General features: G+C 72.2%; 18 protein-coding genes. 7 read left to right on the forward strand and 11 right to left on the reverse strand.

Annotation, left to right across the window (positions count from 1 at the left end; translation table 11 throughout):
- Positions 1-32: 32 nt before the first annotated feature.
- Together ACFYVL_RS05800 and ACFYVL_RS05805 are read right to left on the reverse strand one after the other, a co-directional pair.
- Positions 33-698: a response regulator gene (locus ACFYVL_RS05800; RefSeq protein ID WP_389241550.1), complete on the reverse strand. Its 666-nt coding sequence runs from the start codon at positions 696-698 to the stop codon at positions 33-35.
- On the reverse strand, positions 695-1,957 hold the full coding sequence (locus ACFYVL_RS05805) for a sensor histidine kinase (RefSeq protein WP_389241551.1): 1,263 nt from the start codon (positions 1,955-1,957) through the stop codon (positions 695-697). Before ACFYVL_RS05805 ends, ACFYVL_RS05800 begins: the two co-directional genes overlap by 4 nt.
- Positions 1,958-2,090: 133 nt before the next feature.
- Between ACFYVL_RS05805 and ACFYVL_RS05810 the strand changes: the two genes are divergently transcribed.
- On the forward strand, positions 2,091-3,041 hold the full coding sequence (locus ACFYVL_RS05810) for an ABC transporter ATP-binding protein (RefSeq protein ID WP_389241552.1): 951 nt from the start codon (positions 2,091-2,093) through the stop codon (positions 3,039-3,041).
- Positions 3,038-3,895: an ABC transporter permease gene (locus tag ACFYVL_RS05815; RefSeq protein WP_389241553.1), complete on the forward strand. Its 858-nt coding sequence runs from the start codon at positions 3,038-3,040 to the stop codon at positions 3,893-3,895. Before ACFYVL_RS05810 ends, ACFYVL_RS05815 begins: the two co-directional genes overlap by 4 nt.
- 13 nt (positions 3,896-3,908) lie before the next feature.
- Here ACFYVL_RS05815 and ACFYVL_RS05820 read toward each other — a convergent pair whose 3' ends face one another.
- The 5 genes from ACFYVL_RS05820 to ACFYVL_RS05840 all read right to left on the reverse strand — a co-directional run bounded on the left by ACFYVL_RS05820 (position 3,909) and on the right by ACFYVL_RS05840 (position 11,604).
- Positions 3,909-5,834 (reverse strand): AMP-dependent synthetase/ligase, encoded by a 1,926-nt coding sequence (locus ACFYVL_RS05820; RefSeq protein ID WP_389241554.1) that lies wholly within the window; start codon positions 5,832-5,834, stop codon positions 3,909-3,911.
- A 168-nt stretch (positions 5,835-6,002) separates the two neighbouring features.
- Positions 6,003-8,120 (reverse strand): MDR family MFS transporter, encoded by a 2,118-nt coding sequence (locus tag ACFYVL_RS05825; protein ID WP_389241555.1) that lies wholly within the window; start codon positions 8,118-8,120, stop codon positions 6,003-6,005.
- A 329-nt stretch (positions 8,121-8,449) separates the two neighbouring features.
- Entirely contained in the window at positions 8,450-9,724 is a 1,275-nt protein-coding gene (locus ACFYVL_RS05830) for a cytochrome P450 (RefSeq protein ID WP_389241556.1), read from the reverse strand.
- 108 nt (positions 9,725-9,832) lie between these two features.
- Positions 9,833-10,975, reverse strand: coding sequence for an HTTM domain-containing protein (locus tag ACFYVL_RS05835; protein WP_389241557.1), 1,143 nt, complete (start codon positions 10,973-10,975; stop codon positions 9,833-9,835).
- Entirely contained in the window at positions 10,972-11,604 is a 633-nt protein-coding gene (locus tag ACFYVL_RS05840; RefSeq protein WP_389241558.1) for a DUF5819 family protein, read from the reverse strand. The genes ACFYVL_RS05835 and ACFYVL_RS05840 overlap by 4 nt, the downstream gene beginning before the upstream one ends.
- Positions 11,605-12,110: 506 nt before the next feature.
- On the opposite strand from ACFYVL_RS05840, the gene ACFYVL_RS05845 reads away from it, so the two are divergent.
- On the forward strand, positions 12,111-12,641 hold the full coding sequence (locus ACFYVL_RS05845; protein WP_389241559.1) for an NUDIX hydrolase: 531 nt from the start codon (positions 12,111-12,113) through the stop codon (positions 12,639-12,641).
- A gap of 129 nt (positions 12,642-12,770) precedes the next feature.
- On the forward strand, positions 12,771-14,624 hold the full coding sequence (locus ACFYVL_RS05850; RefSeq protein ID WP_389241560.1) for an FAD-dependent oxidoreductase: 1,854 nt from the start codon (positions 12,771-12,773) through the stop codon (positions 14,622-14,624).
- A gap of 22 nt (positions 14,625-14,646) precedes the next feature.
- Here the strand turns inward: ACFYVL_RS05850 and ACFYVL_RS05855 are convergent, their stop codons facing one another.
- From ACFYVL_RS05855 to ACFYVL_RS05870, 4 genes are read right to left on the reverse strand one after another with little or no spacing between them, the layout of a single operon-like run.
- Entirely contained in the window at positions 14,647-17,928 is a 3,282-nt protein-coding gene (locus tag ACFYVL_RS05855; RefSeq protein WP_389241561.1) for an NACHT domain-containing protein, read from the reverse strand.
- 25 nt (positions 17,929-17,953) lie between these two features.
- Complete coding sequence (locus ACFYVL_RS05860) at positions 17,954-18,757, reverse strand: amino acid ABC transporter ATP-binding protein (RefSeq protein WP_389241562.1); 804 nt, start codon at positions 18,755-18,757, stop codon at positions 17,954-17,956.
- The gene (locus ACFYVL_RS05865) at positions 18,754-19,641 is read right to left on the reverse strand and encodes an amino acid ABC transporter permease (RefSeq protein ID WP_389241563.1); all 888 of its coding nucleotides are present in this window, start codon (positions 19,639-19,641) and stop codon (positions 18,754-18,756) included. Before ACFYVL_RS05865 ends, ACFYVL_RS05860 begins: the two co-directional genes overlap by 4 nt.
- A complete protein-coding gene (locus ACFYVL_RS05870) occupies positions 19,638-20,558 on the reverse strand; it encodes an ABC transporter substrate-binding protein (RefSeq protein ID WP_389241564.1) in 921 nt (306 codons plus the stop codon). Before ACFYVL_RS05870 ends, ACFYVL_RS05865 begins: the two co-directional genes overlap by 4 nt.
- Before the next feature lie 174 nt (positions 20,559-20,732).
- Between ACFYVL_RS05870 and ACFYVL_RS05875 the strand changes: the two genes are divergently transcribed.
- Genes ACFYVL_RS05875 through ACFYVL_RS05885 form a run of 3 tightly spaced genes read left to right on the forward strand, consistent with a single transcriptional unit; the run spans position 20,733 to position 24,823 of the window.
- On the forward strand, positions 20,733-22,649 hold the full coding sequence (locus ACFYVL_RS05875; RefSeq protein ID WP_389241565.1) for a M64 family metallopeptidase: 1,917 nt from the start codon (positions 20,733-20,735) through the stop codon (positions 22,647-22,649).
- 51 nt (positions 22,650-22,700) lie between these two features.
- A complete protein-coding gene (locus tag ACFYVL_RS05880; protein WP_389241566.1) occupies positions 22,701-23,996 on the forward strand; it encodes a VWA domain-containing protein in 1,296 nt (431 codons plus the stop codon).
- The gene (locus tag ACFYVL_RS05885) at positions 23,996-24,823 is read left to right on the forward strand and encodes a hypothetical protein (protein ID WP_389241567.1); all 828 of its coding nucleotides are present in this window, start codon (positions 23,996-23,998) and stop codon (positions 24,821-24,823) included. The genes ACFYVL_RS05880 and ACFYVL_RS05885 overlap by 1 nt, the downstream gene beginning before the upstream one ends.
- The last annotated feature ends 28 nt before the right edge of the window (positions 24,824-24,851 follow it).

Genomic DNA, 24,851 nt, shown 5'->3' on the forward strand with positions numbered 1-24,851 from the left:
GTCAACGGGATTACGGAGCCGCACGGACGCCCTCAGCGGGGCGGGGCCACCAGCCCGGTGTCGTACGCGATGATCACGAGCTGCACCCGGTCGCGGGCGTCCAGCTTGGTGAACAGCCGTGCCACGTGGGCCTTCACGGTGGCGACGCTGATGAACAGGGCGGCGGCGATCTCGCTGTTGGACAGGCCCCGTCCGATGTGGGTCAGCACCTCCCGCTCCCGCCCGGTGATCTGGCCCAGGGCGGGCGGCAGGGCGGCCGGCGGGGCGGGCTCGGGCCGGGCCGCGAACTCCGCGATCAGCCGGCGGGTGACCCCGGGCGCGATCAGCGCGTCCCCGGCGGCCACGACGCGGATCGCGGCGAGGATCTCCTCCAGCGCCATGTCCTTGACGACGAAGCCGCTCGCCCCGGCGCGCAGCGAGCCGTGGACGTAGGCGTCGTCGTCGAAGGTGGTGAGCATCAGCACCCGTACCCCGGGATGTCCGACGGTGATCCGGCGGGTGGCCTCGATGCCGTCGGTGCCGGGCATCCGGATGTCCATCACGACGACGTCCGGGCCCGTCTCGGCCACCAGGGCGAGCGCCTCGTCGCCGTTCCCGGCCTCGCCGACCACCACGAGGTCGGGGGTGTCGGTCATCAGGACGCGCAGCCCGGCCCGCACGAGCGGCTGGTCGTCGGCGAGCAGTACCCGTACGGTCATCGGCCCGCCGTCCCCGCGGGGAGGGCCGCGTCGGACGGCAGGGGCAGCCGGGCGGCCACCCGGAAGCCGCCGCCGGGGCGCGCTCCGGCACTGAACTCGCCGTGCAGCAGGGCGACCCGCTCGCGCATCCCGGCCAGCCCGTACCCGGCGCCGGGCGCTGCGCCGCCGCGCCCGTCGTCGACCACCTCCACGGCGATCTCCCGCTCCCGCCGGGTGACCGTCACCCGGCAGCTGGGGGTGTCCGCGTGCCGGACGACGTTGGTGAGCGCCTCCTGCACGATGCGGTACGCGGACAGGTCGAGGTCGGCGGGGAGCGGGCGGCGCTCCCCTTCCCAGGTCACCTCGACCCGTACCCCGGCGTCGGTCGTCGTCGCGGCCAGCCGGTCGAGGTCGGCGAGTCCGGGCGCGGGGTCGAGCGGCGGTGCCTCGCCGGCCGGGCCGTCCTCGGGGCCGGCCTGCCGGAGTGCGCCGAGCATCCTGCGCAGTCCGGCCAGGGTCTCGCGGCTGGTGGTCTCGATGGCGCCGAGCGCCTTGCGGGCCTCCACCGGCTGGGTGTCGATGACCCGGCCGCCGACCCCCGCCTGGATGGCGATGATGCCGATGCTGTGCGCGACCATGTCGTGCAACTCCCTTGCGATGCGCAGCCGTTCGGCCGTGACCGCCTGGGCGGCGGCCTGCGCGCCGAGTTCCGCGGCGTGCCGTCTGCGCTCGCGTACCGCGTACCCGCTCACGCCCGCGACGAGGAGCACGAGGACGAACAGCACGAGGGTGCTGGTGTAGTGCGTCCGGCCCGAGGTGTAGTACGTGGCGGTGCCCGCCAGGGCCGTGAACACGGCGACGGCGGCGCCGATCGCCGCCCGCGGCATCCGGGTGGCCGCGATGATGCCCACGGCGAGGACGCCGGGGACCAGCAGGGCGTACGCCGCCCACTCCGCTTCCAGTTCGATCGCCTGGACCGGGTAACCGCGCGGGAACTCCACCCAGCGGCGGGGCACCGCCGTCCCGGCCGCGAAGATGCCCGCCAGGACCGGGACCAGGGCGGGCAGCGGGTGCCTGAGCAGCAGTCCGACGGGCAGCAGGGAGAGCAGGGCGGGCAGCAGGAACTGCAGCCCCGCGGGGCGGTCTCCGCTGCTGAACACGGTGAAGTAGAGCGCCACCGGGAAGACGGCCGCCCCGGCCCAGGCCAGGGCCGGCCGCAGCGCGGGGGTGCCGCGGCCCGGACGTGCCGGCGCGCTCGGGGCGGTGCTCCTGTCGTACATGGGGCCGATCGTACGGCGGCCCCGGCGGCGGGTCATGGGCCCCGGGGCGTACGCCCACGGGCTGCCCCGGGCCGCCGGGAGGGGGCCGCCGGGCCGATGCCGGGCCCGGGGCGCCCCCGGCACCGTGGGCCGGGTGATCGAAGTAGACGAACTGACGAAGAGTTTCGGGAGGACCACCGCCGTGCGCGGTCTGTCCTTCACCGTGCGCCCGGGGCACGTCACCGGTTTCCTGGGCCCCAACGGCTCGGGGAAGTCCACCACGCTGCGGACGATCCTGGGCCTGAACGACCCGACCTCCGGCACGGCGCTGATCGACGGCCGCCCGTTCCGGGACCGCCCGCGCGGGCTGCGGGACGTCGGGGCGCTCCTCGACGCGCAGGACGTGCACAAGGGGTACACCGCCCGGGACCACCTCGCGGTGCTGGCCCGCGGCAACGGTCTGCCCCGGCGACGGGTGGCCTCGGTGCTGGAGGAGGTGGGGCTGGCCCGCGCGGCGGGGCGGCGGATCGGCGGGTTCTCGCTGGGCATGAAGCAGCGGCTCGGGATCGCGGGCGCGCTGCTCGGGGACCCTCCGGTGCTGCTCTTCGACGAGCCGGTCAACGGCCTGGACCCGGAGGGGGTGCTGTGGCTGCGCACCCTGCTGCGGCGGCTGGCCGCCGAGGGGCGGACGGTGTTCGTGTCGAGCCACCTGATGTCGGAGATGCAGAACACCGCCGAACAGCTGGTCGTCATCGGGCGGGGCGAACTGATCGCCGCCGAGAGCCTCGCGGACTTCGCGGCGCGCGGCACCCGGCTGAGCGTGACGGTGCGCACCGCCGACCCCGGGGCGCTGGCTCCCGCGCTCCTCGCCGAGGGCGCTTCGGTGGAGACGGCCGCCGAGGGGCTGCTGGTCGTGACCGGTCTGGCCGCCGGCCGCATCGGTGAACTCGCCGCCCACCGGCGCATCCCCCTGTCCGAACTCACCACGCGCACCGCCTCGTTGGAGGAGGCGTTCATGGAACTGACCGCGGACAGCGTCGAGTACCCCGCCTCGGCGGACGCCCCCGGCACGACACCCCTTCCCGGATCCGGAGCAGCCCGATGACCGCCGTACGCACCACGCCCTCCGCCGTCGGTGCGGGCGCCGCCCCGCCCGCCCGCTTCCGCGACCTGCTGGCCGCCGAGTGGCTCAGGCTGTGGGCCCTGCGCGCGAACCGCTGGGCCTTTCCGCTGACCGCGCTGGTCCTCGTCGCCATCGCCGCCAACGGGGCGTTCGCCGACTACCGGAACTGGCCCGACTACCCGGCGGGCATCCGGGAGCAGACCTTCGTCCCCACCTGGGCCGTCCGGGACGCCTTTCCGCTGCCCGCGGGCATGGTCCTGCTGATGGTCGTCGGCACCCTGGGCGCGCTGACCGTGGTCAACGAGTACGCGAGCGGCATGATCCGCACCTCGCTCGCCGCGGTCCCGGCGCGCCGCTCGTTCCTGGCCGCGAAGGCGCTGGTCCTCACGGGGGTGACGGCCGTCTTCGGGGTGCTGGTGGTGGCCGCCTCCTTCGCGGTGTCGCAGGCGATCCTGGCGGGGCGCGACGCGAACGTGGGCCTGGGCGATCCGGAGGTGCTGCGTTCGCTGGCATCCTCGGCGGCGCTGGCTCCGGTGGGCGCGCTGGTCGGGATGGCCCTCGGTGTACTGCTGCGGCACGCCGCGGCGACGGTGGCGGGGTGTGCGCTGGTGCTGATCCTGGGGCCCTCGTTCCTCAACGAGAACGACCCGTGGACCGCCGCGGTCAAGTACGCGATGCCGCTGAACTCCTGGACGAACCTGTCGCAGATCGCGCCCGACTGGATGCCGGCCCTCCCTCACACCGCCTCCCACCTCCACTCGTGGATCGTCCTGGGGCTCTGGCCGGTGCTCGCGGTGGGGCTGGCGCTCGCTCTCGTGCACCGCAGGGATCTGTGAGGCACCACCCTCCTCACTCCCCCGGGTACAGCTCCTCGATCCGGCTCTCGTACGCCCGCTCCACGGCCCGCCGCTTCACCTTCAGGGACGGTGTCAACATGCCGTTCTCCTCGGTGAACTCGCCCTCCACGAGCAGGAACCGGCGGATCGACTCGGCCCGCGACACCTCCTCGTTGGCGTAGTCCACGGCCTTCTGGACGTCGGCGCGCAGTGCCGGGTCGTCGAGGAGTTCGGCGAGCGGGGTGTCCTGCGGGCGTTTGCGGACGGCGAGCCAGTGCCGCAGGGCGTCGGGCTCCAGGGTGACGAGGGCGGCGACGTAGGGCCGGTTGTCGCCGACCACCAGGCACTGCCCGACGGGCGGGCGGCTGCGCAGCCGGTCCTCCAGGACGCTCGGTGAGACGTTCTTGCCGCCGGAGGTGACGAGGAGGTCCTTCTTGCGGCCGGTGATGGTGAGGTAGCCGTCGCCGTCCAGGCTGCCGAGGTCGCCGGTGGCCAGCCAGCCGTCGCTGAGCACCTCGCCGCTCGCGGTCGGGTTGTTCCAGTACGAGCCGAACACGATCGGGCCCCTGATCAGGACTTCTCCGTCGTCGGCGATACGTATCGCGGTGCCGGGGACGGGCTGGCCGACGGTGCCGGGGCGGGGCGAGAGGGGCGGCACGATGGTGGCGGCGGCGGTCGTCTCGGTCAGGCCGTAGCCCTCGTAGACGACGATTCCGGCGGCGTAGAAGAAGAGGTTGAGGCGGCGGTCGAGCGGGGAGCCGCCGCTGATCGCGTAGCGCAGCCGGCCGCCGAGTTCCTTGCGGATGCGCCGGTAGACCAGCAGTTCGTACAGTGCCCATCCGGTGTACAGGGCGGGGCCGGGCCCCTTGCCCCGGCCGAGGAACTTCGCGAGGTACGCCTGGGCGAACCGCACACCGGTCCGGTCGGCCCGCTCGAAGGAGGCGCCCCGGCCGATCTTCTCGGCGGTGGCCCGTCCGGTGTCGTGGATCTTCTCGAAGAGGTACGGCACTCCGACGATGAAGGTGGGCCGGAACTCCTGGAGTTCGGGGCGGAGTTCGTCGGGCCTGATGCTGGGGCAGTGGCCGATCTCGATGCGCGCCCGGAGGCAGGCGATCTGGATGGTGCGGCCGAGGATGTGGGCGAGCGGCAGGAAGAGCAGGGTGGACGCGGCCTGCCCGGTGACGGCTTCGAAGACGGGGTGCAGGAGCTTGACGGTGTTGCCCGCCTCGGCGAGGAGGTTGGCGTGGGTGAGGACGCAGCCCTTGGGCCTGCCGGTGGTGCCGGAGGTGTAGCAGAGGGTGGCGACGGTGTCGGGGGTGAGGGCGGTGCGCCGCTTGGTGATCTCCTCGTCGGTCACCTCCTCTCCCGCTTCGGCGAGTTGGGCCAGTGCGCCGTCGTCGAGGGTCCAGGTGCGCGGGGGCGCCCCGAGTTCGGCGGCGGCCCGCGCGACGACCTCCGTGTGCGCCGCGGTCTCGGCGACGACGAACCGGGCGCCGGAGTCCCGCAGGATCCACTCGACCTGGGCGGCCGAGGAGGTCGGGTAGACGGGCACGCCCTGGCCGCCGGCCGCCCAGACCGCGAAGTCCAGCACGGCCCACTCGTAGCGGGTGCGGCTCATCACGGCGACCCGATCGCCCGGTTCGAGCCCGGCGGCCACCAGGCCCTTGGCGGTGGCGGTGATCTCGGCAGCGAAGGCCGCCGCGGTGACCGGCCGCCAGTGGGCGGAGCCCGGGTCCTTGCGGCGCACCACCACCGCGTGCGGTGCCTCGGCGGCGTTGTCGTGGGGGATGTCGGCGGTGCTGCCGGTGGTGACCGGGCCGGCGAGCGGGGCGACGTACGCCTCGCGCACCGTGTCCCCTTCGCGGGTGACCTCGACTCTGACCCGGTCGGCCAGGTCCGTGCGCTGCCGCGCCCTGCGCAGATCCTTGCGTACGCCCATGACGGCTCCCTGGATCATCCAGCGAATGCGGATCTCCGGAGCACGCCCGAGCCCCCGGGAGGGGACAACCTACTGACCCGTAGGGGCGACGGCCAGGGTCTGTGCGGCAATTGGTGCCGGACAGTCGGATTCTGTTGTGGCAGTGCCGGCTGTTGTGTCGTGGCAGTGCTAGCGGGCCAGCGAGGCGCCCGTCCCGACCTCTGCGGGGACCGGCAGGTTCTCGGCCAGGTCCTCCGCGAGCAGCCGCTTCGCGATCCGGTCCGCGGCCACCTTCAGCTCGGCGCTGCGCGGCCTGCCCACGTCCTTCTCCAGCTGTGCGCCGAGCCAGTCCGACCAGGCGCGCCCGATCGCCTGTGCCTCGCGGACGCCCGCCGGTGTCTGGGAGAGGAAGTTGCCGTCGCGGGTCAGGTAGCCCTCCTCCACCATCCGGTCGAAGACGGGGAGCAGTACCTCCGGCGGCAGGTGGCGGCGGCCCGCGATGAGGCCGAGGGTGGCGTGGCCGACCATCCGGGTGAAGAGGTCCACCTGCATGACGGCCCACGCGCCCGCGATGTCGAGCCGGGTGTCGGAGTCGGCCACGACCTGGCGGGCGGTCATCGGCCCCTTGGCCCGTACGATCTTGGCGACCGCCAGTTCCAGGGCGCCCGACGAGCCCGCCGAACCGCCCGGCCGCGGCTGGGCGAAGCCCTCGCCCAGGTCCGCGGAGCCGACCCGCGCGGTGTCCCGCAGCTCGACCTGCTTGAGGAAGAGCGAGACCACGAAGCCCAGCACCGCCACCGGCACCGTCCACAGGAAGACCGTGCTCAGGGTGTCCGCGTACGCCTGCGCGATGGGCGCCACCTCGGCCGCGGGGAGCGAGTGCAGGCTCTGCGGGCTCTGCGCCGCCTTCACGATCGCGGCCGGATCGGTGCCGGGCGGGGCCAGCCGTACGGCCGCGCCGACGCCGGTCTCCAGGTTCGGCTTGAGGGAGTTCGCGTAGATGGTGCCGAACACGGCGGCGCCGAAGGAACTGCCGAGGGTACGGAAGAAGGTGACGCCGGAGGTGGCCGTGCCGAGGTCCGCGTAGTCCACGGTGTTCTGCACGGCGATGGTGAGGACCTGCATGCACAGTCCGATGCCGACGCCCAGCACGAACATGTCCAGGGATTCCATCCAGGTGCTGGTGGCGGGGCCCATCAGCGAGAGCAGATAGAGACCGAGGCCCATGACGGCCGAGCCGACGATCGGGAAGATCCGGTAGGTGCCGGTCTTGCTGACCACGTTGCCGCTGAAGATCGACGCGATGAGCAGCCCGATCACCATGGGCAGGGTCCGCACGCCGGAGATGGTGGCCGAGTCGCCGTCCACGTACTGGAGGTAGGTGGGCAGGAAGGTCATCGCGCCCAGCATGGCGAAGCCCACGATGAAGCTGAGGATGGAGCAGACCGTGAAGACCGGGTTGGCGAAGAGCTTCATCGGCAGCATGGGTTCGGCCGCGCGCGTTTCCACCAGGCAGAACAGCAGCAGCGCGACGACGCCGCCGACGAAGAGGCCGATGATGACGGCCGAACCCCACGCGTACTCGTTGCCGCCCCAGCTGGTCGCCAGGACGAGGGCGCTGGAGCCGATCGCCACGAGTGCGATGCCGAGGTAGTCGATGGTCGGCTTGTTCACCGACTTCACGGACGGGATCGTGCGGGCCGCGGCGACGACGACCAGGATGGCGATGGGGACGTTCACGTAGAACGCCCACCGCCAGCTCAGGTGGTCGGTGAACAGGCCGCCGAGGAGCGGGCCGACCACGGTCGAGACGCCGAACACCGCGCCGATCGCACCCTGGTACTTGCCGCGTTCCCGCAGCGGGATCACATCGGCGATGAGCGCCATCGCGGTGACCATCAGCCCGCCCGCGCCGATGCCCTGGACGCCCCGCCAGACGATCAGGAGCGTCATGTTCGTCGCGAGGCCGCACAGGAACGAACCCGTGATGAAGATGACCGCCGAGACCTGGAAGACCACCTTCCGGCCGAACAGGTCGCCGAACTTGCCGACCAGGACGGTCGCGACGGTCTCCGCCAGCAGGTACGCCGTGACCACCCACGACATGTGGGCGGCTCCGCCGAGGTCGGAGACGATGGTCGGCAGCGCCGTGCCCACGATCGTCTGGTCGAGGGCCGCGAGCAGTACGCCGAGCATGATCGTCCCGAAGACGATGTTGCGCCTGCGTCCTTCGAGGACGGGCGGCACGGGCTCGGCGGCCCGCACGGCGGTCGCGGACTCGTGGGCGTTGTCGCTGGCAGTGGTCACTCTTGCACCTTCACACCCGGCGGCGGTTCCCGCATGCCGGACCGGCCCGAGCCGGTGACACGGCCCGGGGCGGTACGGGGGGGCGGGGAAGGGCCGGTGGGGGCTCGCGCTCGTCGGCCCGGCAGGGCGGTGCGGTCCGCCGGCTGCGTTCGCCCGCTGCGTCCGGCCGGTACGTTCGCCCGCTGCGGACCGCCCGGCACGTCCGCCCGCTAGGGACCGCCCGGTACGTCCGCTGGCAACGCACCGCCCGGAGCAGACCGCCCGGTGCGCTCCCCCGCCGGCCCCGCCAGCCCCGCCGGCCCCGCCCGCCCCTTCGCCGCGACGGTCCGTCAGACCCGTACCGGCAGGCTCTCCAGCCGCCACGCCCCCGGGTCCATCGCCCGCCCGGCCTCCCCGGCCCGTGCCAGCGAGGGGTAGCGCCGGAGCAGGGTGCCGACCGCCACCTCGGTCTGGACGCGGGCCACCGAGGCGCCCAGACAGAAGTGGCTGCCGTGGCCGAAGCCGAGATGGGGCGCGGCAGGTGTCGTGCGGCGTACGTCCAGCCGGTCCGGTGACGCGTACGCGCGGGGGTCGCGGTTGGCGGCGGCGACGACCGCCGTGACCGCCTCCCCCTTCGCCACCGGCACCCCGTGCAGCACCAGGTCCTGCGTCGCGTACCGGGGGATGGACAGGATCGTCGGCCCGGCCAGCCTGCCCAGCTCCTCCATGGCGACGGGCAGCAGGGTCGGATCCTCCCGGAGCGCGTCGAGTTCGGCCGGGTTCGCCAGCAGCGCGTCGACCGCGTTGGCCACCAGCGGTGTCGGAGACTGACCCGCCATCACCAGGTGCCACACCAGCGTCACCAGCTCGACGTCACTGAGCCGGTCGCCGTCCTCGTCCCGCACCCGGATCAGCTCGGTGAGCAGGTCGTCGCCGGGTTCGCAGCGGCGCAGCTCGACCGTGCGGCGCGCGCCCCGGACGATCCCGGGGATCGCCGCGGCGAAGTCTGCCCCCGCCCCCAAGACGACGGTCCGGCCGAACTCCCGCCACTGCGGCCTCATCTCCTCCGGCACGCCCACCCACGCGCAGATGACGTCCATGGGCAGGTGCACGGCGAAGTGCGGCAGCAGATCGGCCGTGCCGTCGCCGGACCGGGCAAGCTGCTCGTCCAGTTCGTCCACGAGCCGGTCGACGACCGCTTCGATACGGGGCCGGAAGGCGGCGGCCCGGCGGGCGCTGAACGCCGGGGACACCAGTCGGCGCAGCCGGTGGTGCTCGGGGCCGTTCATCTCCGCCATGGTCCGCATGTACGGCTCGCAGTCGTCCGGCACTTCGGGCCGCAGGAAGCTGTCGCTGCGGATCTCGAAACGCGCGTCGCTCAGCAGCTCGCGGGCCTCCGCGTACCGGGTGACCGCCCACATCCCGCCGAATCCCGGGGCCACCAAGCGGGCGACGGGGCCCTGTTCGCGGGCGCGTCCGTAGACGGTGAACGGGTCCCGCACCACCTCCGGATCGGCGAGCTGGATCTCCGGCACCTCTGCCCGTCCGTGCGGCCCGCTCTGTTGCCCGGCCTGTTCCCTGGTCTGTTCCTGCACGAGTGCCTCCCCTTCGAATATCTCGTTCACATGATGCCATCATCCGAATGATCTGTGTATCCGAAACCTCGTGCACACGCATCAGGGCCCCACCGCGTGCTGCGGTGGGGCCCTGATGGGTGCGTGTGCGGGGGCTCGCTAAGAAACCTCCGCCCGGGTGCCGGCCTGCGCCTTCCCGGCGCTTCCTCCGGTGTCCGGGCCGGGGTCGGGCACGGAGTCCGGGGCGGTATCCGGCTGCCGCTCCCCCGGTTTCGCCGCCGGCTCCCGCCAGGTCCGTACGAGGGCCGTCGCCGCCAGCCAGAACGAGGTGGGCAGGAAGACCAGGTCGCCCACGATGGTGATCGCCGAGAACATCGGGAGCGCCATGAACAGGCCTATTCCCAGGTGCGTGCTGAGCATCACGACGAGGATCACGTACTTGAGACGGCGGTTGAACACCAGGGCGGCGAAGAGTACCTGGGAGAAGACCGTCACGTACGCCATGACCGCCGTGAACGTCCCGTGGCTCACGATCCACGCCGACAGCTCGGGAAAGGTCGAGAAGTCGTCGCTCATCATCGCGTAGTAGAGCGCGGAGCCGTCCCGCCAGGAGGCGCCCCGGATCTTGTACATCGCGGCCGAGGTGTAGATGACCATCACCTGGAGGGCGATGACGCCCAGGCCGGCGTTGTGCAGGACGGTCACCGCGCGGCGGCGCAGTTCCTCGGTCTCCTCGCCCCAGAAGACGTACCTGCTCGGGGCGTTGCCCCGCTTGGCCCGGCGGCGGGCGTCGAGCGACCAGCGGCGGCCGGAGGCGACGGCGACGAGGTAGTTGGCGAACAGGAGGCTCAGCAGGGCCCATCCGCTGTTGGCGCTGGTGCCCCGGATGTAGAAGGCGACCACGACGAAGACGAAGAGCGGGGACATCGCCCGGGTGTGCCAGCCGAGCGCGTACAGCACCGCGACCGCGAGCGCGACGGCGTACCAGGCGTAGAAGACCAGGGAGCTGTCGGTGGACAGCAGCCCGTACCACCAGCCGAACGCGCCGTCCCAGCCGCGCGCCCGCAGCGTGTCGTCGAAGAGTTCGGGGGTGAGGGGCGAGCCGGGCCCCCAGAGGCGGTCGGCGTGCGGGAGTTCGCGCAGCAGGTGGACGACGTACAGCCCGGCCAGCCCGATGCGCATGGCCGCCGCGCTGTAGAGCGAGAGGGGGCGCACGGTGAGGTCGCGCAGCGCCGCGGTGACGCGGCTGCCGAGGGAGCCGATCCGGTCGCCGCCGAGCCGGAGTGCCTGGCGGGCGGTCACGGGGTCACCGTCCAGTAGCCGAGCGTGCGGTAGGTGGGGCGCTCGGTGGCGCCGGGGGTGTCGGGGGCGGGGATGAGGGTGGAGCGGGTGCGCAGCTCGACGGCGTCGCCGAGGGGTTTGCCCATGGCGTCGAGGCGGACGCGGATCACGTTCAGGAGGTAGCGGGCGTTGCGGCTGCGGGCCTCGTCGGCCGCCGGGGTCCGGTCCTGGTTGCGGGCGCTGGTCTGGTACTGGGAGACCGCCCGGCGCAGCACGAGCTGGTCCTCGATGCTGGGGAGCAGGTCGCCCCGGTAGCGGGAGTTGTCGTACGCGGTGAGGTCGGTCCACGCGCCGAGCTTCCCGTCGACCCGGGTACGGACCTCCAGGTGGAGGTTGTAGTGGGAGGGGTCGGGGGCGAAGATGTTCCAGTCCTGGGGGAACATCGGCCGCATCCACCAGTCGATCTGCTTGGCGTACGTCTTCGAGGGCGGGAAGTCCGTCGCGACGTAGAGCACCAGCATGGTGGAGTGGACGAGCGCGAGAAGCCCGACGAGGGCGACGGCCGTGCGGGAGAGGCGGCGGCGGAGTCCGGTGAGGGGGATTCCCCGGGGGGCGAGAGGGTCCGGCGGGGGTATGACGGACTCGGCCACGGTCTGCTCCTCCTGTGCCACGGGGGTTGTGCCACGGGGCACGCATCAGTCACGACGGGCCCCAGAGTAACGGGCACCTCCCCGCGCCCCTCGCGCACGGCGACGGGCACGCGCCGGGACGGCACGGCCCCACGCACACCGGCCGGGCGCCGGACGCCGCGAACTCCACCGCATGGCGCTGCGCGGGCGGTTCGGGGGCGCCGCGCGGGTCGCCGACGGGTGGACCGGCCCCCTCCGCAGGGCGCCCAGCGGGCAATTCTGTGGGCACCACCCGCGTTCGCCAACCGGGCGGGCGCGCACTCAAGCGAAGGCGTTCCGCGCACGGCTCGATGGACACCGCCCAGGTCGCTCACTGCGCGGTACGGACGCCGCCGCGCAGCGCTGCACGGTCGGCCGGTGGACACCGCACGGGTCGCCCACCGTCCGGTGCGAACTCCTCCGCAAGGGCCACCCGTCGGCCCGGGGCCGGACCTTCGGGTGTTCCGTGGGCGTTACTGTCGAGGATCATGAGCACCGCACAAAGCCCCCAGGACGGCCGGACCGCCCCCCTCGCCCCCTCTTCCTCCCCCGCCCCGCTCGACACCCTCGCCCGCGTCTCTCCCACGCCCAACTGCCTCACCGGCGTCGGCATGATCGTCGTCGATGGGACGGGCCGGGTGCTGCTCGGTCTCGGGCACAACGGCAACTGGGAGCTGCCCGGCGGCAAGGTCGACGCGGGCGAGAGCTTCGAGGCGGCGGGGGTCCGTGAACTGGCCGAGGAGACGGGTCTGTTGGCGCCCGCGGACTCGGTGCGGGTGGTGGCCCTGCTGATGGACACCGCGTACGGCCTGAACCGGATCTCGGCGGCGGCGGTGACCGAGGCCGCCGAAGGAACGGCCCGGGTGACCGAACCGGACAAGATCGCGCGGTGGGAGTGGTTCGCCCCCGGGGAGATCCCGGGGCCGCTCTTCGTGCCCTCGGCGGCGGTGCTGCGCGCATGGCGTCCCGAGCTGGCCCTGCCGGAGACCGGCTCGTACTGCTACCGGACGACCGACTGAGCGACCGATATCGGCCAACTGCCTTTGCCCGCGCACCAGTTGTGGGTACAGATGACTTCCGTGCCGGGCGGGCCCGTCCTATGCTCCTGCGACTCAGGTTGCGGTTACCACTGGTAAGGGGCTGGGCAGATGGATCGTACGGTCGGCACGTCCGCACACACCTCGGGCGCTCCGGACACCTCGGACGCCACGAACGCCACAAAGGCCTCGCGGCGTACGTTCGTGGCCGGTGCGGCGGCGCTGGGCGGCGGCGCGGCGCTCGGCGCGCTCCCGGTGGCCCAGGCCGCGCACGCCGCCGCACCGGCGGCACCGGCCGTCCCCGCCGCCGGCAGGTCCGTCGCCGTTCTCGGCGGCGGTGTCGCCGGGCTCACCGCCGCGCACGAACTGGCCGAACGCGGCTTCCAGGTCACCGTCTACGAGAGACGCGCCCTCGGCGGCAAGGCCCGCAGCATGGACGTGCCGGGCAGCGCGAAGGGCGGTCGGCGCCCGCTGCCCGCCGAGCACGGCTTCCGCTTCATCCCCGGCATCTACCACAACCTCCCGGACACCATGCGCCGCATCCCCTTCCCCGGGAACGCGAACGGCGTCTGGGACAACCTGGTCGCGCCGCCGGAGATGATGTTCGCCCGCACCGGCCGCGAGGACATCCGGATGCCTATCCCCTGGCCCGGCCACAAGCCCGCCGAACTGGACCTCGACGACCTCCGCCGGGCCCTGACCGGGCTGATCGACACGGCCTTCAACCTCCCGCTCCACGAGGTCGCCTACTTCGTGAACCGCGCCCTGGTCTTCCTCACCAGCTGCGACGAGCGCCGCAACAGCACCTGGGAGAAGACCCCCTGGTGGGAGTTCGTGCGCGCGGCGAAGATGTCCCTGGACTACCAGCGCATCCTCGCCATCGGCGTCACCCGCAACATCGTCGCCACCAAGGCGGAGGAGGCCAGCACCCGCACGGTCGGCACCCTCGGCGAGGCCTTCGTCTTCAACCTCCTCGGCCAGGGCGCCGACGGCCCGCCCGACCGCATCCTGAACGCGCCGACGAACGAGGCGTGGATCGACCCCTGGGTGACCCATCTGAAGTCCCTGGGAGTCGACTTCAAGCTGGGCTGGACGGTACGCGAGCTGAGGACGGCGGGCGGCCGGATCAGCGCGACGGTGATCGAGGACCCGGCGGGCGTCCGGCAGTCCGTGATGGCCGACCACTACGTCTCGGCGATGCCGGTGGAGCACGCGCGGCGCACCTGGAACGCCGAAATGCGGGCGCTGGAGCCGCAGTTGGTGCGCGCCGACAAGCTGGAGACGGACTGGATGACGGGCATCCAGTTCTATCTGACGGAACGTCCGAAGATGGTCGACGGGCATGTGAATCTCATCGACTCCCCGTGGTCCCTCACCGGGATCGCCCAGGCCGGCCACTGGCCGGACCGCGACTTCCCCGCCGTCTACGGGGACGGGGTCGCGGTGGAGTGCCTGTCGGTGGACATCTCGGAGTGGGACAAGCCGGGGATGCTGTACGGAAAGACGGCGAAGCAGTGCACGCGGGAGGAGGTGGCCAAGGAGGTGTGGGCGCAGCTGAAGGCGGCGCTGAACGACACGGGGAAGACGGTGCTGCGGGACTCCGCCCTGCACTCGTGGTTCCTCGACCCGGGCGTCGACGGCCTCGGCACCCCGAACCCCACCAATGAGGACGAGCTGCTGATCCACCCGGTGGGGACGCTGCACAACCGCCCGTCGGCCGGCACCACCATCCCCAACTTCTACCTGGCCGGTGACTACGTCGCCGTGGACATCGACCTGGCGACAATGGAGGGCGCGAACGCGTCGGCGCGGGCTGCGGTCAACGCGCTCCTCGACCGTGAGGGTTCGAGCGCGCCCCGGGTGAAGGTGCGGGGGATGCACAAGATCCCGGCCGTCGAGACACTGAAGCGGCACGACCGGACGCGGTGGCGGCTGGGGCTGCGCAACGCGCTGGACGTGGGGTAGGGGGTGCGCGGGCCGGGGCGGATCAGTCCTGGCCCGCGCCGTACACGCGTGATCTGAACGTGGCGGTGAACAGTTCGTCCTGTTCCAGGAAGCGCAGGGCCGGGCCGGTCGAGGTCTCCGCCATCCACTGGTTCACCTCTGCCGTGGGACGCTGTGCGCCGCTGAGCATCGTCAGCGTGCGCACGAGCGCCCGGACGAGGGACTGGACGCCTTCGACCAGCGCCTCCTGGCCGTTCGTCTCCACCCTGTCCAATCGGTCCACGGCGATTCTCGCGCACCTCTCCGCGAGTTCGGCCGGGATGGCCGGGAGCGCTTCCACCAGCACCTTCGCGACCACGTCCACCGGTAACCGGTGCGCGTCCGCCCCCAGTTGCGCCACCACCAGCGCGGCGGCCCGGTGCCCGAACTGCTCGTTGAAGAAGCGGGCGTGCTCCAGCACGTGCGAGCACCGCAGGTAGTGCTCGGCCAGTTCGGCGTCGCTGCCGCCCAGGCTGCTGCGGAGCCACAGCTCCATCAGGTCGTGCGCGATCGACGTGGCCGTACCACCGTCGGGCCCGCCGTGGAAGGCGGCGACGGACGCCCCGATGTGGCGGAACATCGGATCCAGCGCGTGCCGGACGACGGAGTCGTTGGTGCCGCCCGCCACCTCCATCTTGTGCTGTATCTCCTGCCAGTACGACCGCCACCACGAACTGTCCCGCTCGTAGGTCTCGCTGCCCGGCGGGTGACGGAACAGCCAGTAGGGATCGATGTCCTCGGCGACGTACTCGTCTCCGGTCCAGCGCTCCACCGTCAGCTCGCGCCGCTCGCCCTCCCACCGGCGCCGCACCTTCAGCGCGAGCGCGAACTCCGTCCACTCCTGCTCCGTCAGCGCGGAGCGCCACAGCTGGGTCCGGTGCCACCAGATGCCCGCCGGGTCCTCCGCTTCCGGAAAGAGCCGGCTCGCGGTGACGCTCCCGCGCAGCAGCACCGCCATGAGGACGAGGTTCGCCTCGTACTTGCCGTGCCGGGCTGCCGTCGCGCGCCGGATCGGCCGGTAGTCGGAGTACTGGTGCGCCCCGCGCTCGCGCGCGTCGTCCATCACGCTGACGAGCAGGTCGCCCAGCCGCTGCCGGTCCGTCTCCGGCAGCTTCGCCAGCCGGGCGTCGACGAAGCGCAGCATCTGGCGGGTGGCCAGGAGGTTGTAGGACAGCAGGGCGTACAACAGGTCGTCGTCCACGCTCACCCGGCCGAGCGCCAGCGCGGGACGCTGGGCGAGCAGCCCGGCAAGCACCTGTACGGCGAGCCGTGCGGCCAGGTACTCACCGAAGGTGGCGTGCAGGAACTCGTAGGTGATCAGCTGCTGGTCGTCCTGGAGGGCCTGTGCCCGTTGCACGAAGAAGAACCGGCCGAGGGCTATCTCGGCCTGCCCCAGTGGGGCCCGGAAATCGGCACCCCGCAGGTCGGGGCGGCCGAGCAGCGCGACGAGGTCCTGGTCGAGCTCGTCGGCGGTGATCCACTGGCGGCGGCGGTTGAGGATGCCGAAGGCGATCAGGGAGAGCCGCTGGAGTTCGCGTTCGGTGTGCTCGGCCAACTGGCGTGCGTCGAGATTGTCGCCGGACTTGCCGATCTCGCGGACCGCGAAGGAGGTGAGCAGTTCCTCGTAGAGGTCGGCAGCGCCGAGCGGTTCCCCGCTGCCGGAGTCCTGCTGGAGTGCGTTGCCGTTGGCGTCGTAGAGGGCGAGCATCAGCAGCAGCAGCGGCTGGGAGGCCAGTTCGACGTGCCTCCCGGCCACCGCTCCGGAGAGCGGTCTGAGGCCGTGGGCGGTGAAGTGGGGTGCGTTCAGCTCGTTCCAGACGTCCAGCCAGCGTTCGATCTGGGGTTCGCGGAAGGGCTCCAGTCGCAGGGCGACCGTGCCCTCCGGGCAGCGGGCCCGGTCGGCCACGGCTGTCCTGCTGGTGACCACGGCGTACACCGGGCGCCCCTGATCGGCCTCGCGCTGCTGGAACCGGGCGACCCGCACCAGGTAGTCGGTCTGGCTGACCCCGGTTGCCTGCAGCAGCTCGTCGAAGCCGTCGAAGAGCAGCACGGGCACCGCACCCGCCGCCGACCGCACCAGTTCGGGCCACGAGACCCGCTCGCCGGTGGCCAGTCGTACCGCGTGCTCGATCTGGTCCTGCACCTCGTCCTCCGCGCGGATCTCCCGGAGAACCACCCGGACGGGCAGATAGCCGGTTTCCGGCAGCCGGGCCGCGAGGATCTTCGTCAGGACCGACTTGCCCGCGCCGGGCTGGCCGAGCACCAGCAGCGGCGCGGTCGTCGAGCCGAGGGAGGTCAGGGCGGCGGCGAAGAACTCGGTGAGGTCGGAGCGTACGTAGGTACCGTCCCACCAGTCCTCCCCGGCCGGGCCGCTGCTCTCCCCGGCCACCCGGGCGACGCGGAAGTCCGGGTCGACATAGCCCTCGGTGAGGGTCGGCAGGGTGATGCCGCTGGGGGTCTTGCCCCCGGAGAGGATCGGCCTGTCCAGGGCGGCCTGGTAGGCGGCGGTCAGAGCGGCGGCGGCATGGCCGAGCGGGAGGGCGGCCGACAGCCCCAGCAGCGCGGCTTCCACTCCGGCCAGCGCCCTGCGGACCTCGTTGCGGGTGGCCTGGTGTTCCACCTGTCCGGACCAGTAGCCGAATTCCGGTATTTCCAGGGCCAGTTGCGCGTACAGCTCGTCGTACCGGGCCGCGGCCCGCCGGTCCAGGTCCCGCAGTACGGCCTCTGTCGCCGAGCGTGCGCCCGTATCGAGCCCGTCCCACACCGACAGCCCCTGAAGATACTGGAGCAGCCGGAGCGAAGGCCGGATGTACCAGGCGCACAGCCGGTCGAGCATCGTCTCGTAGGGTTCCGCGGGGCTGGGCAGCGGCACCTCGACGGAGAGCAGCAGCCGCAGCAGCCCGGACGCTTCCGCGTCGCCGCCGGTCAGGGCGATCTGTTCGCTGCGGGTGACCTCCAGGTCGGCCACGTCGAAGGGGAGTTCCGCCTCCGCCAGCGACTCGAAGAAGGCCACCACGACGAGGACCGTGTGCGCCGCCGCGATCTTCTCCGTGCGGGCGGCCCGCTCCGCCGTGCCCAGCCGGCCGCGCAGTCCGCCGAGGGCGTCGCGTCCGGCGCGCAGCAGCCGGCCCTGGGCGCCGACCAGGCCGAGGACCGTGTCGCTCGCTCCCCCGGTGGCCAGGTTCAGCGCCCCGCCCACCACCTGGTCCGCCGCCGCCAGCGCCTCGCTGTCGCCGCCCAGGATCGCCACCGCGTCCCGGTAACTCAGAAGTCGTCGTCCCCGCATGCTCAAGATGTAGCACGCGGCACTGTCAGAGCCGCCCGGCCTCCACAATTCGCTTGAGGAACTGCTGGGTTCGGGCTTCTTTGGGTGCCCCGAAGAGCTCGGCCGGGGTGCCCCGTTCGCGTACGACGCCCGCGTCCAGGAAGCAGACCTGGTCGGCCACCTCCCGGGCGAAGCCCATCTCGTGGGTGGCCAGAACCATGGTCATGCCCTCGTCCTTCAGGTCGCGGACCACGTTCAGCACCTCCCCCACCAGCTCCGGGTCGAGCGCGGCCGTGATCTCGTCGAGGAGCAGGAGCCGTGGCCGTACCGCCAACGCCCGCACGATCGCCGCCCGTTGCTGCTGTCCGCCGCTGAGCCGGTCGGGGTAGGAGGTCGCCTTGGCGCCGAGCCCGAGGCGCTCCAGCAGTTCCCGCGCGCGCTCCTCCGCCTCCTCCTTCGCGACCCCGTGCACCCGCCTGGGGGCGAGTGTGATGTTGTCGAGGACCGTCATGTGCGGGAAGAGGTTGTACGCCTGGAAGACGACGCCGATCCGCCGCCGTACCGTGTCGGGGTCGATCCTCGGGTCGGTGATGTCCTCGCCGTCGAGGAGGATCGCGCCGTCGTCGATCTCCTCCAGGAGGTTCACGCAGCGCAGCAGGGTGGACTTGCCGGAGCCGGACGCTCCGATGAGGGCGGTCACCGTGTGCGGGGCGACCTCCAGGTCCACGTCGCGCAGCACGACGGTGTCCTTGCCGTAGGTCTTGCGGACCGACTCCAGCCGGAGCACGGGGCTCGTGGGGTCCTCGGCCGCGCCCACCGCGTCCGCGGGCTTCTCGAAGGTGTCGCTCATACCGTTCCGCCCTGCGCCCTCTGCTTGTCCATCCGGGCCGTCACCCAGTCCGTGAAGCGCGTCATCGGGATCGTCAGGGCGACGAAGACGAGACCCGCCACGAGGTACGGCGTGTAGTTGAAGTCGCGGCTGGCGATGATCTGGGCCGCGTACACGGCGTCGACCGCGCCCGCGATCGAGACCAGACCGGTGTCCTTCTGGAGCGAGACCAGGTCGTTCAGCAGCGGGGGGACCACTCTGCGCACCGCCTGCGGCAGTACGACGTGGCGCAGTGTCTGCCGGTTGGAGAGGCCGAGCGAGCGTGCCGCCGCCCGTTGCGAGGGGTGGACGGACTCGATGCCCGCGCGGAACACCTCCGCCACGTAGGCCGAGTACGTCAGGGTGAGCGCGATGCCGCCCAGGACCACCGGGTCCGTCGTCACACCGGTCAGGCGCAGCGCGGGGACGCCGAAGACCACGATCAGCAGGTTGATGATCAGCGGCAGGCCGCGGAAGAAGTCCGTGTACGCGGTGGCCAGCGCGCGCAGCGGGAAGAACGCCGGACCCTTCAGGGTGCGTGCGACGGCCAGCAGCATTCCCAGGACCAGGACCGCGGCCCCGCAGACCACCAGGAGGCGGAGGTTGAGCCACAGTCCCTTCATGACCTCCGGGAACGCCTTGGCGGCGAAGGCGGGGTCGAAGAAGGTCTCGCGGGTGCGCTGCCAGCCCGGGGAGTTGACGATGACGACGTACAGGACCGCCGCCGTGACCAGGGTACTGATCGCGGCGATGGCGGTGGCGCGGCGGGCACGGCCGCGCTTGTAGCGTTCGCGGGCGAGGCGGCGGGCGGAGGGGACGTACGTGTCGTCCGCCACCGCCACCGGTCCCGTCTTGTGGACCGTCACTTGAGCACCGGTGCGTCGACCGCGTCCGCCAGCCACTGCTTCTCCAGCTTCGCCAGGGTGCCGTCCTTGCGGAGGGCGTCGACGGCGGCGGTGACGCAGGGGGTGAGGGGGCTGCCCTTGTCGAGTACGGCGCCGAACTGCTCCGCCTTGCCGAGGGTGTCGGCGAACTGGCCGATCACCGAGGCCTCCGGCACCTCGGCGCCGGTGATGTAGAAGGCGGTGGGCAGGTCGACGACGATGCCGTCCACCTGGCCGTTCTTCAGGGCCGCCTTGGCGAAGTCGTTCTTCTGGTAGACGGCCGGCTTCTCGGCCGGCTTGATGACCTCGTTGATGACATCGAGGCTGGTGGTGCCGACCTGGGCGCCGAGCTTGACGTTCTTGAGGTCGGCGACCGACCTGGCCTTCGCGGCCTTGGAGTTCTTGAGGGCGACGACGGTCTGGCGCACGTCGTAGTAGCCGGAGGAGAAGTCGACGGCCTTCTTGCGCTGGTCGCTGATGGAGATCTGGTTCAGGTCGAGGTCGAACTTCTTCTCGCCGGGGGCGAAGGCGTTGTTGAACGCGACCGTCTGCCAGACCACGTCGTCCTTCTTGAAGCCGAGCTTCTCGGCGACCGCGTAGGCGACGGCGGACTCGTAGCCCTGGCCGTTGGACGGCTTGTCGTCCTTGAACCAGGGGGCGTACGCGGGCTTGTCGGTGCCCACCGTCAGCTTGCCCGCGGTCTCGGTGGTCAGCCTGCCCTGCTCGCAGGAGCCGCCCTTGGCCGTGGCCGCTCCCGGCGACGCGCTCGCTCCCGGCTCCGGCTGGGGGGCACAGCCGGCCGCGAGGACGGCGGAGGCGACGACGGCGACGGCGATCGCGCCGCGGCCGAAGGGGTGGGAGACACGGCGGACGGGGCCGCTGAAGGAGGCAGGAGGCATGGCGCGAGAGTGGCAGTGAGCAGGCGCTCTTGTCCACGTCGAATTGGTGTTCGTCCGCATCCTGGAATGTGTTGCGAGACGATGAATTCTGCGCGCGAAGCACGTCCGGAAGGCAACCCTTGCGCAACTCCGGCCTCTTTACGCTCAGTTGAGGCCGGTCGTACGCTCCCGCCCATGCGACTCATGCGATCCTCGCGCACCAAGAAGAGATCCGCACTCCTGGCCCTGGCAGGCGCACTCCTCGCCGCGGCCCTCTCCCCGCCGGCCACGGCCGCCCCCACCGCTCCGGACGCCGCCCCGGACGCCGCCACCGTCGTCCCCGTCCAGACGACCGGCCCCGCCGACAAGCGCTTCAACCTCGTCGTCCTCGGCGACGGGTACACCGCGGCCGAGCTGCCCCGGTTCCGCGCCGACGTCGAGAAGCACATGAACGTGCTGTGGAGCATCGAACCGTTCGCCTCCTACCGCTCCTACATCAACGTGTGGGCGGTCGAGACGCCCTCCCCGGAGTCGGGCGTCGACTGCGACCCCGGGCTGTCCGACGCCCGCCGCGACACCCCGCTCGACATGGCCTTCTGGGGCGGCTGCGACGCGAACAGCGTGCAGCGGCTGCTGACCGTGGACACGGGGAAGGCGACCGCCGCCGCCGACCTCGTACCGGGCACCAGGGCCGCCAACCGGCAGATCGTCGCCCTCGCCAACAGCCGCACCTACGGCGGCGCGGGCGGCTCCTGGGCCACCGCGTCCGGCGGCAACGCCCTCTCCTCCCTGATCACCCCGCACGAGATTGGCCACTCGCTCGGCGGCCTCGCCGACGAGTACGACTACTACGGGCGCGGCGTCCCCGGCGGTACGTACACCGGCGGCGAGCCGAACTCCGTGCACCACACCCTGCTCACCGAGCAGCAGATGCGCACCGAGCAGCGCAAATGGTGGCGCTGGCTGGGCGAGGAGAGCCTGTCCGGCGGGCGCATCGGCCGCTTCGAGGGCGGGATGTACGCCACGAAGGGCGTCTGGCGGCCGAGCAGGCACTCCATGATGAAGACCCTCGGCTACGACTTCGACCAGATCGAGCGCGAGGTGATGACGCAGGCCATCTCGAACAAGGTGAACCTCGTCCAGGACCACACCCCGAACACCGCCCCGCTCGGCACCGACCGCACCGTGTGGGTGGACACCCTGCATCCGGTGGGCGGTGCGCTCGACGTGGTGTGGCGGCTGGACGGCAAGGTCGTTCCGGCCACGTTCGGCAGCCGGAGTCTGGAGCTGCGGCGCCTGGGCATCGGCAGGGGCCCGCACACCCTGACCGCGACGGTGAGCGACCCGACGCCCTTCGTACGGGACCCGAAGGTACGGGCCTCGGCGGCGCTGACCCGTACCGTCGCCTGGACCGTGGAACGCGGCGCCGCAGCCGCGCACACGGCGGGCGCGGCCCGGTTCACCGGCCACACCGCCACGGACCGGCCGGTCGGCGCCGGGTCGGTGGTGTACGCGGACACCTCGCACCCCTCCACCACCGGACGCGCCCCCGCCGTCCGCTGGACCCTGGACGGGTGGCCGGTCACCACCGGCCCCGGCAACGACCGTGACCTCGACCTGGGCAGGCTGCCGCTCGCGGCGGGCCGTACGCACACCCTCAAGGCCCGGATCGCCGGTACGGACGAGTCGCTGACCTGGCAGGTCGACGCCACCGGGGCCACCACCTCGTACCAGCTGTCGAAGCCGGTGCGGACCGTCGAGCGGCCGGGCAGGCCCGTCGAGTACGTCTTCGACGGTCCGTTCACGATGAAGCTGAGCGCGAAGGACGACCAGCAGGGTTCGGTGGTCTCGCAGTTCCGGGTGAACGGGGACGGCTGGTACACCTACTACGGCTGGCCGACCGACGCCGCCAAGCCGTGGCTGTTCACCCCGTCGGGAACCAACGTCGACGACCTCGTCTACGGCAAGCTGGGCACGCCGCGGGTGGTGCCGTGGGACGACGCCGCACCGGAGTACCGGACGCACACCGTCGAGTACCGGACCATCGACGCGGCGGGGAACATCGGCGCCGCGAAGAAGTTCCTGGTGAAGCTGATACCACCTCAGAGCTAGCGCACGCCCCTCGTTTTGTGCATGGCGGACGATCCTTCATAGGATCCGGCGATGATCACACGGAAACGACTGGCGGCCGGAGCGTGCGGCGCACTGCTCGCCGCTCTGGCCGCCGGGCTGCTCCCGACGCCGGCTCTCGCCGACGCCGGGCCGGAAACCGGCGAGGGCACCCCGAAGGAATCCCCCAAGGTCGAGCTGGTCCTCGACGTCAGCGGCTCGATGCGGGCCCGCGACATCGACGGACAGTCCCGGATGCTGGCGGCCAAGCAGGCCTTCAACGACGTCCTCGACGCCACCCCCGAGGAAGTCCGGCTCGGCATAAGGACGTTGGGCGCGAACTACGCGGGCAACGACAAGAAGCTCGGCTGCGAGGACACCCGGCAGCTGTACCCGGTCGGCAAGCTGGACCGCACCGAGGCGAAGGCGGCCGTCGCGACCCTCGCCCCCACCGGCTTCACCCCCGTCGGGCCCGCGCTGCTCGGCGCGGCCAAGGACCTGGAGGGCGGTGACGCGACCCGCCGGATCGTGCTGATCACCGACGGCGAGGACACCTGCGGTCCGCTCGACCCGTGCGTGGTGGCGCGCGAGATCGCCGCCAAGGGCACCCACCTGGTGATCGACACCCTCGGCCTGGTGCCCAACGCGAAGATCCGCCAGCAGCTGACCTGCATCGCGGAGGCGACCGGCGGCACCTACACCGCCGTGCAGCACAAGGACCAGCTCTCCAAGCGGGTCAAGCAGCTGGTGGACCGGGCGGCCGACCCGGTCGTCACGCCCGTCGCCACCAAGGGCGGCGCGTCCTGCGTGAACGCGCCCAAGCTGGCCGCCGGCCTGTACACCGACCGGGAGCGGTTCGGCGAGCACCGCTGGTACCAGGTCGAGGTCAAGTCCGGCCAGGAGCTGCGCGCCTCGGTGAGCATCGGTGCCGACCGGGCCGTCAACAACGACTACGGCGTGCTGGTGCGGGCCTCCACGAAGAGCGGGCGCGAGATCGTGCGCGGCCAGGAGTCCGGCGACGGGCGCACCGACGTGATCTCGTCCGGGCTGCGCTACCCGAAGGCAGAGGTGGCCACCGGGAAGGGGCAGCAGGAGGCTCCGACGGAGACGGTCTGCCTCCAGGTGAGCAGTTCGTTCTCGGCTCCCCCGAACGTGAAGACCGAGCCCGGCCTGCCGGTCGAGCTCGCGATCGACCTGGTGGACTCGCCGAAGCGGGCCTCCGACGTGGCGTCGTTCGGGCTCGGGCACGGATGGTGGCTGCTGGGCGTGATGGTCCTGGTCGGTCTCCTCGCGGGTCTGCTCTTCGGCTGGATCTCGCGCTGGCGCGTTGCGGTCTGGAGGACCAACTGATGCGTACGACACGTGTGCTGACGGGCGTGCTGCTCGCCGCCGCCGCTCTGTTCACCTCGGCCCCGGGGGCGGTGGCGGACGAGTCGCCGTCGCCGTCGCCCGGTGCGACCGACGGCGCCGGTGCCGCTCCGACGGAGGCGGGCACCAACTTCCGTACCGCCACCGCCGTGAAGACCGGGCAGCTCGCCACGGCGGGCGCCTCGACCGGTGACTACCTGTACTGGGTGTTCCCGGCGGACGCCGGGCAGGACGCCACGGTCACGGCCAAGGTCGTACTGCCCCCGGCCGCGCAGCGGCACGGTGCGCAGACCTGGCGGCTGGACGTGTACGACGGGCTGCGCCGCCGGCAGGCCTGCACCTACGGCTCCTCGGCCGTGACCGTGCCGAAGGAGACCGCCGACGCGACGCTGACCTGCCACCTGCGCACGGTACGGAGCTGGGCCGAGCAGTCGTCCAACGACCCGCTGCCGGGCTCCTACTTCGTGCGGCTGACGGTGACCTCGCTGGCCGACGACGACCTCGGGCTCCCGGTGCGCGCGGAGATGCGGCCGTCCGTGGTGAACGCGGGCGGGTCGAAGGCGGTCGACGGTTCGCTGACCGCGCCGCTGGTGCCCGGTGCGACGACCCCGGAGAAGGAGGACGCGCAGAACCCGCCCAAGCAGGCTTCGGTGGCCGCCGCCCCGGAGGACGGCTGGGCTTCGGGGAACTGGTCGGACCGGTGGCTGTGGACCGCGGGCGGCGCGGTGCTGGCCGCACTGGCGGGTGTCGCCGGGTACGCGATGACACGGGGCTCGGGCCGCCCCTCGCGGGTACCGCCGGGGGTCTGACGCCCGGACGGGAAGCCAAGGGAAGGGG

It is taken from the genome of Streptomyces sp. NPDC004111, from assembly GCF_042874215.1.
Lineage (GTDB): Bacteria > Actinomycetota > Actinomycetes > Streptomycetales > Streptomycetaceae > Streptomyces.